7 protein-coding genes are annotated in these 6,345 nt (G+C 46.3%); 3 read left to right on the forward strand and 4 right to left on the reverse strand.

Going from position 1 to position 6,345, the window contains the following annotated elements; translation table 11 throughout:
- Positions 1–144: 144 nt before the first annotated feature.
- The gene (gene mscL / locus VMX96_05415) at positions 145–600 is read right to left on the reverse strand and encodes a large-conductance mechanosensitive channel protein MscL (GenBank protein HUU63342.1); all 456 of its coding nucleotides are present in this window, start codon (positions 598–600) and stop codon (positions 145–147) included.
- 115 nt (positions 601–715) lie between these two features.
- Positions 716–841 carry a DUF5679 domain-containing protein gene (locus VMX96_05420; protein ID HUU63343.1) on the reverse strand — a complete coding sequence of 42 codons (126 nt, stop codon included), beginning with the start codon at positions 839–841 and terminating at the stop codon, positions 716–718.
- A 432-nt stretch (positions 842–1,273) separates the two neighbouring features.
- Here VMX96_05420 and VMX96_05425 point away from each other — a divergent pair, with 432 nt between their 5' ends.
- The 3 genes from VMX96_05425 (at position 1,274) to VMX96_05435 (ending at position 3,459) form a co-directional block, all read left to right on the forward strand.
- Positions 1,274–1,492 (forward strand): NifU family protein, encoded by a 219-nt coding sequence (locus VMX96_05425; protein HUU63344.1) that lies wholly within the window; start codon positions 1,274–1,276, stop codon positions 1,490–1,492.
- 231 nt (positions 1,493–1,723) lie between these two features.
- On the forward strand, positions 1,724–2,128 hold the full coding sequence (gene msrB / locus VMX96_05430) for a peptide-methionine (R)-S-oxide reductase MsrB (GenBank protein HUU63345.1): 405 nt from the start codon (positions 1,724–1,726) through the stop codon (positions 2,126–2,128).
- A 422-nt stretch (positions 2,129–2,550) separates the two neighbouring features.
- Complete coding sequence (locus VMX96_05435; protein HUU63346.1) at positions 2,551–3,459, forward strand: IS1595 family transposase; 909 nt, start codon at positions 2,551–2,553, stop codon at positions 3,457–3,459.
- A gap of 62 nt (positions 3,460–3,521) precedes the next feature.
- On the opposite strand, the gene VMX96_05440 is transcribed toward VMX96_05435, so the two are convergent.
- Positions 3,522–3,986 (reverse strand): hypothetical protein, encoded by a 465-nt coding sequence (locus VMX96_05440; protein ID HUU63347.1) that lies wholly within the window; start codon positions 3,984–3,986, stop codon positions 3,522–3,524.
- 408 nt (positions 3,987–4,394) lie between these two features.
- Positions 4,395–5,633: an anion transporter gene (locus VMX96_05445; GenBank protein HUU63348.1), complete on the reverse strand. Its 1,239-nt coding sequence runs from the start codon at positions 5,631–5,633 to the stop codon at positions 4,395–4,397.
- Positions 5,634–6,345 lie beyond the last annotated feature (712 nt).

Raw genomic sequence — 6,345 nt, forward strand, 5'->3', positions numbered from 1 at the left:
AAACATGGTTTCTATATTAGTGTTTACTACGCTTGACCCAAACAGTAAGGGCGCGGCTTCTCGACCGCGCCCTCATAAGTTCTTGGTAGCGTGAGTTGGATTCCAACCAACGAGGGGATCCGGTCTGCAGGCTCTATATTGAGCCTAACTGGCGCCCTGGAGTTCGGATGTGCAATATGCACACCGTTTGGCCTCTATGGCGATTTTAGACAGGCAGTAAGGGCAGTCTTTCGTATTCTCCGGCTCCGGTACTTCAGCTCCCCTCCGCATCTTGTTGATGTAGCGGACAAGAAGAAATACAGCAAATGCAATTATGAGGAAGCTGATTATGGCCATAATAAACACACCGTAGTTGATTGTGACTGCCCCGGCGGCCCTAGCGTCGGCAAGAGAAGCATAGGGTCCAAGTGGATCCCCTTCTTGAAGAACGGCGAAAAGGTTGCTGAAATCAACGTTGCCGAGTGCCAGTCCAATAGGAGGCATAATGATATCCGCGACAAATGACGTCACTATGACACCAAACGCCGCACCGATTATTATCCCAACCGCCATGTCAACCACATTGCCACGCATTATGAATTCTTTGAAATCCTTGCGCATCGATTTCTACCTCCTTCTAAATAGATTGACTCTTGCTACCCGGTCAAAGTCCTAGTTAGGCAGCCCAGAGGAATACCCAGCCTCTTTAATATCACTGACAATATTAAGTCTAGCTTTAACACTTCCCTATTCTGAACATCTTAGTGCCGCATGTCGGACACAAACCCTGGGTTGCCGGCTTGCCTTTTTTCAGCGTTACACTCTTGGCATCCTTCATTTCCCTTTTAGTACGACACTTCATACAGTATGCTTACATTGACTCACCCCCTTTCCTATATTTTTGCCTGAATGATAGGACTTTCGCTACAGAAATGTCAACAATCTGACCCGCCCCGGATTATTGTAACGCCCAAAAATTAGAGTTGCTGGTATACATGGTGGCTGCATAACCTCTGGAGCTGGTGGCTGATGCCCCAGAGAGCTGCGCGGTCTAATCCGGTGGTAATCCTTATGCCCGTTCTCGACAAAGTACCTTCGCCTCCGCTTTCTGGTAGATAGATAAAAAGTCACGGCTTGAGGCTGTTAGCCCGCTATTTCTTGGTAGCGGGATTTTGGATTCGAACCAACGACCTCCGGAATGAGACAAATGTTGCATACAAGGGTCACCCCATAGCTTAAGATAGTTATATTGAAATACGGAGAGGTGTATCTCCAGATAGGAGGATTAGTGGCTATGCGAGAAAAAATAGAAGCAGCGATTGACCGTGTAAGACCCGCTCTGCAGGCCGATGGTGGCGATGTGGAATTGATCGAGGTAAAGGATGGGGTGGTCTCGGTTAGGCTAACCGGTGCCTGCGGCGGTTGCCCTATGGCAACGATGACCCTAAAGAACGGGATCGAGCGCATTATCAGGGAAGAAGTACCCGAGGTCAAAGAAGTAGTCGCGGTATAAGCAGGAAACCTATGGCCGAGATCCTCACAAATACCTTCAAGCAGGGAGTTGTCCTCTTTGAGTTTATATTAGCTTTCGCAGCGATTGTTCTATGCGTTGCTTGTACCGAGACTGCTGAAATAGTCTCAATCAACCCCCTAATCCCCCAATCTTGGGGGACTCGTTAATGCTGCCCCGATACATCGGGGAAACCCCCGGTATATATTTATTATGATCGAGCAAGGGAGAGATATGCCTGATAGGATAGTAAAAAGCGATGCGGAGTGGAGGCAGCTTCTTACAACGGAGCAATATGAGGTTGCCCGAAAAAAAGGAACCGAACTAGCTTTTACCGGCAAGTACTACAACTTTAAGGAAAAAGGCACATATCAATGTGCCTGTTGCGGTAACGAGCTATTCAGCTCCGAGACCAAGTACGATTCGGGAACAGGTTGGCCAAGCTTCTGGGCGCCACTCTCAGAGCAAAACATTACGACAGAGACAGATACCAGTGCCGGTATGATAAGGACCGAAGTAATGTGCCAAAGGTGCGGTGCACACCTGGGACACCTATTTAATGACGGCCCCTCACCAACCGGGCTTCGCTTCTGCCTCAATTCGATCTCTATGAAGTTCGCTGCGGGTATGGGGAAATAGGGTCGGCATGAAAAAAAGACCGTAACGGACTCCCCGGTCAAGATTACGGTCTCTAGCTTCCCTGGTAGGCCAAGTTGGACAATACAAAGAACCTTCAGCTTAACTATTAATATCCCTGCATGATCAGCGATATCGCCTGACACAGAACAGGTCGGTGCTTAATTGCACACTTTCGACTTTGGTTAGGTGACTGAACAGAATAGAAGATCGTGTGATTGATTAAACCGTGCTTATATACTTGACAAAGGTTAGTTTTTGTGTTATACTCATTATATGAGGCTGAATCATAGCTATTTAGAGTCTTTTTCATGGGCTACTTCCTTAAGTTTATCGACAACTTTTTTAGGAAATAGCTTCTTTATTACTTCCTCAGTTGGCTTTTCGGTTAGCTTCTGTTTTTTCTTAGGCATGGGAGGTCTCCAATGAACAAAAAGAATGGAACAAAACAAGAGATAAACCTGATAACACTTGTAGAGCGATACCACAACGAAGATAAGTGCCGAGCTTACCTTGAGGAACTACGCTGGCCGAATGGTGTTGCTTGTCCTCGCTGTGGTTCAGTGAGCATATCGAGGATACAAAAACCCCGCGTCTTTGACTGTAATTCATGTCGCTATCAATTCTCCGTTACTTCGGGAACTATCTTTCACGATTCCCACCTTCCTTTGTGGAAGTGGTTTGCTACTATGTATATGATGATAGAGTCTAAGAAGGGTATCTCTGCTAATCAGGTTAAGAGGACTATTGGAGTATCCTATAAGACAGCCTGGTATCTCTGTCACCGGATAAGAAACGCTATGTCTGACGGAACACCAAATCCGCTTAAGGGTATTGTAGAAGTTGATGAGACCTATGTGGGTGGCAAAACTAAGGGAATGGGTCACGGCTTTAAGGGCAATAAGACTATTGTTGTTGGTGCTACTGAGCGTGGCGGCGAAGCTAGGCTTCAAGTGATCGATGATAATGGGCGCAAGACGCTTCACCAGTTTATTCGAGAGAATACGGCACCCAATACTGAAGCTATCTACACTGACGATTGGCCTGCTTATAAGGGAATCACTGACCAGGATACGAGGCATGAAACGGTCAACCATAGTGCCGAGGAATGGGTGAGAGGCGATGTCCATACCAACTCCGTAGAAGGTGTCTGGTCGCTTCTTAAACGCTCTATTGTTGGCTCTTATCATAAAGTCAGCGTTAAACATCTCGATGCTTACCTTGACGAGTTAGAATGGCGATTTAATAACCGTGAGAACCCATATCTGTTTAGAGATACCCTATTGAAGCTAATCAATTCTGAGAACATTACTTATGAGAAATTGACTACATAATAGATTTAGGCAGAGTTAGGACACTTTTTACATGTCTACTATAATCACTTCGATCTAAGATATCATTCAAAGAGTTGGGCATTACTTGGCTCATCCTCTGGAATTATCTTAAGACGTAATCTCTTCCACCCTATTGGCCTTGCACCTTTCATACTAACCGTGGCCAATTGACTAAATTCGCATAGAACTATCTGATTTGTTTTAGGACTTGTAGTAAGATTATATGATAAAGTAAAGTGTATTTCGTCCTTACTTTCTTCCATCGGTTCAAGCCATTTGATATTGAACCCCCCCGACCATTCAAATGGGCAAGGTATTTTTCTTCCAAATACATTCTTAATATGTGCTATTGCATGAGCATCTGTGAAAGTTAACATAATGCTATTCATGGTATCCTTATTTGTAACATCCATTGATACAGGGATGGTTAGTTTGTATCCTCCGTTGATTTTGTGTTGAGTGATACTTCCCATACTTACATAGTAAATAGGATGATATTTTCGCCAGTACCACCACTCCCTAACCATTGTATTGCACCTTTTGAAGAGGGTGGTTATGATACGAGGTGACCTGCAGATTTTGGGGATAGTGATACTTATAATAGTAGTGATTACAGAGGTTAGAATGATGATTACAAGAGTTACTTGACCTTCTGAGGTTTGAAAGAAATCCCAGGCAGACTTCAGCCAATCCATGATAACTTATTCTATCACTTCTGCCTCCTGAGTCAAGTATATAATTCCGGATTAAACGATCTGGACAAAGGTGCACCCAAGGGAAGGAAGTTCGAACGAGGACGGCGTTGAGAGATCGGTAAAAAACGTTTTGCACAGTATGTATTTTCGATAAATCTGCAGGGTCGCGGTATAGTCCACACCTGAAGCGTAAGTATGTGAGAGCATCAGCATGCCGGTCACCGGCGGTGTGCCCCACCATTACAAGAACACCAAGAATAAATAATAGACTAATATATTGACAAGGGTCAGCGGCAGCCCTATCTTCACGAATTCAAGAAACGTCAATGTCTCGCCGGATCTTCTTTCCGCGTTCTGTATTATTATCACATTGCTAGCCGCCCCGAGGATGGTGAGGTTGCCGGCGATGGTGCTCCCTACGGCCAGCGCCATCATCGCTTTGGTCTCGGCTCCCAGCTGAACTAGCGTGGGCAGGTACAGCGCAACCAGCGGGACGTTAGAGATGAGCTGGCTCAAGAGGACGCTTGTTGTCATAATAACGCTTCCTGAAGCTAGATTAAGATCCATTGAGCTGACTATTGACTGGAATACCTCAGAGTCCCAAACGCTCTGCATAAGGATGAACATAGAGGCAAAAAAGACCAGCGTGTACCAATCGATTCTCCTGATAATACCGAGCCTTTTTGAGCTGAGGAGCACAACTGGCAAGGCTGAGACAAGCGCAATATAGGTTAGCCTGAAGTCGATCTGTAAATCTGTAAATACCAACACGATCTTTGCCACTACTAGGGCAAACATCAGGGCCAGCGAAACCTTAGAGAGTACTGCCAGTTTCCGGTCCGCTATGGGCACCGGGGAGTGGGTGAGCGGCTCACCGCTGAAGTGCTTTCTGTATAGGAGCTTCAACAGAAGGTAAGCCAAGAACAGGTTTAGCAGTGTTGGAATTGAAAGGTACTTGAAGAATGTAACGAAGGGATTGGTGATATTCCCATTGATGGAAATCAGGAGATTCTGCGGATTCCCTATAGGGCTCATTGCACTGCCGATCGTTACCGCGAAGGCCAGCGCAATCAACAAGACCTTGGGCTGCACGTTGGTTCTCCTTGCAAGCGACAGGACAACAGGGGTCCCTATGATGGCTAACGTGTCGTTCATCAACAGCGCGGAGAGCATGCCCATTCCAAAAAGTATCGAAAGCACCAGACTGTCTAAAGTCCTTCCCCTCTTGAATAATCTTGAGGATAGATGCGCGAGGTAGCCGCTCTCTTCTAGGGCCTGCCCGACTATAAACGTCCCGAACAGGAACAGCATCACGTCGAGGTTGACAGACTTGAGAGCATTCTGCGGAGAGATCTGCCCGGTGAGCAGGACCCCAATAGCCCCGAGGAGCATTATCTGCCATATCTGCAGCCTTATATTGCCGATGTGCCTGACCGCAATCAGTACAAAGACGACAAGCAGGACGATTAACGGGATCATATTAATTTATGCTTACAAGTCGGCTCACATCACTGGTGCCGATCACTATTTATTACAGCCCCGGCAGATTGCGCTCCCACTTGGAGATGCCACACCTGGCTGTAATTACTGTATTATATTAGTTTCCTGTAAATTCTACATAGCATAGATCACCAACCATGCCTGTGGAACTTTATAGATTGCTCCCTGTCTGGCAGCACTATCTGCTGAATCAGTGTTGGGTAGCTCGAATGCCGGCGACTGTGGGCAGCTTTAACCCAACTACAGAACATTTGATGGCTGGTGAAACTGGAGTGCTGACTGCTGCGACCAATTTGAACAACTCGTCAAATTGTGCAGCTACGAAGGTGTTGACTCAAGAAAAGTTGAAAGCGGCTTTGAAAATCAAATCTGTAGTTCTATCTATTGAGCAACGCGGAGAGCTAGGCTTGCTACAGATATAAAGTCAAGGTTCCTGAAGGGGAGTTCCCACTGAGTATCGCCGAGTCAATGAGTCGAAATCGCGTTTTTGATGCTCTGTAGCTATAAAACTCCGACTCCTAACTTCTGATCAGGGTGTTAAGGACCAAAGACCCGTATTCCATGCCATTATATTCGAAAAGAGGGGCCTGATCGGCCCCCCTTTTCTTTGATTGTCTCCAGCCATTTTGGCTAGCTGTGAATCCTTAGTGTTTGCCTGTGCGGGCTATTGCCTCGGCTGGATGCTGCTCGG

The sequence above is a fragment of the Dehalococcoidia bacterium genome, assembly GCA_035528575.1.
GTDB lineage: Bacteria > Chloroflexota > Dehalococcoidia > E44-bin15 > E44-bin15 > DATKYK01.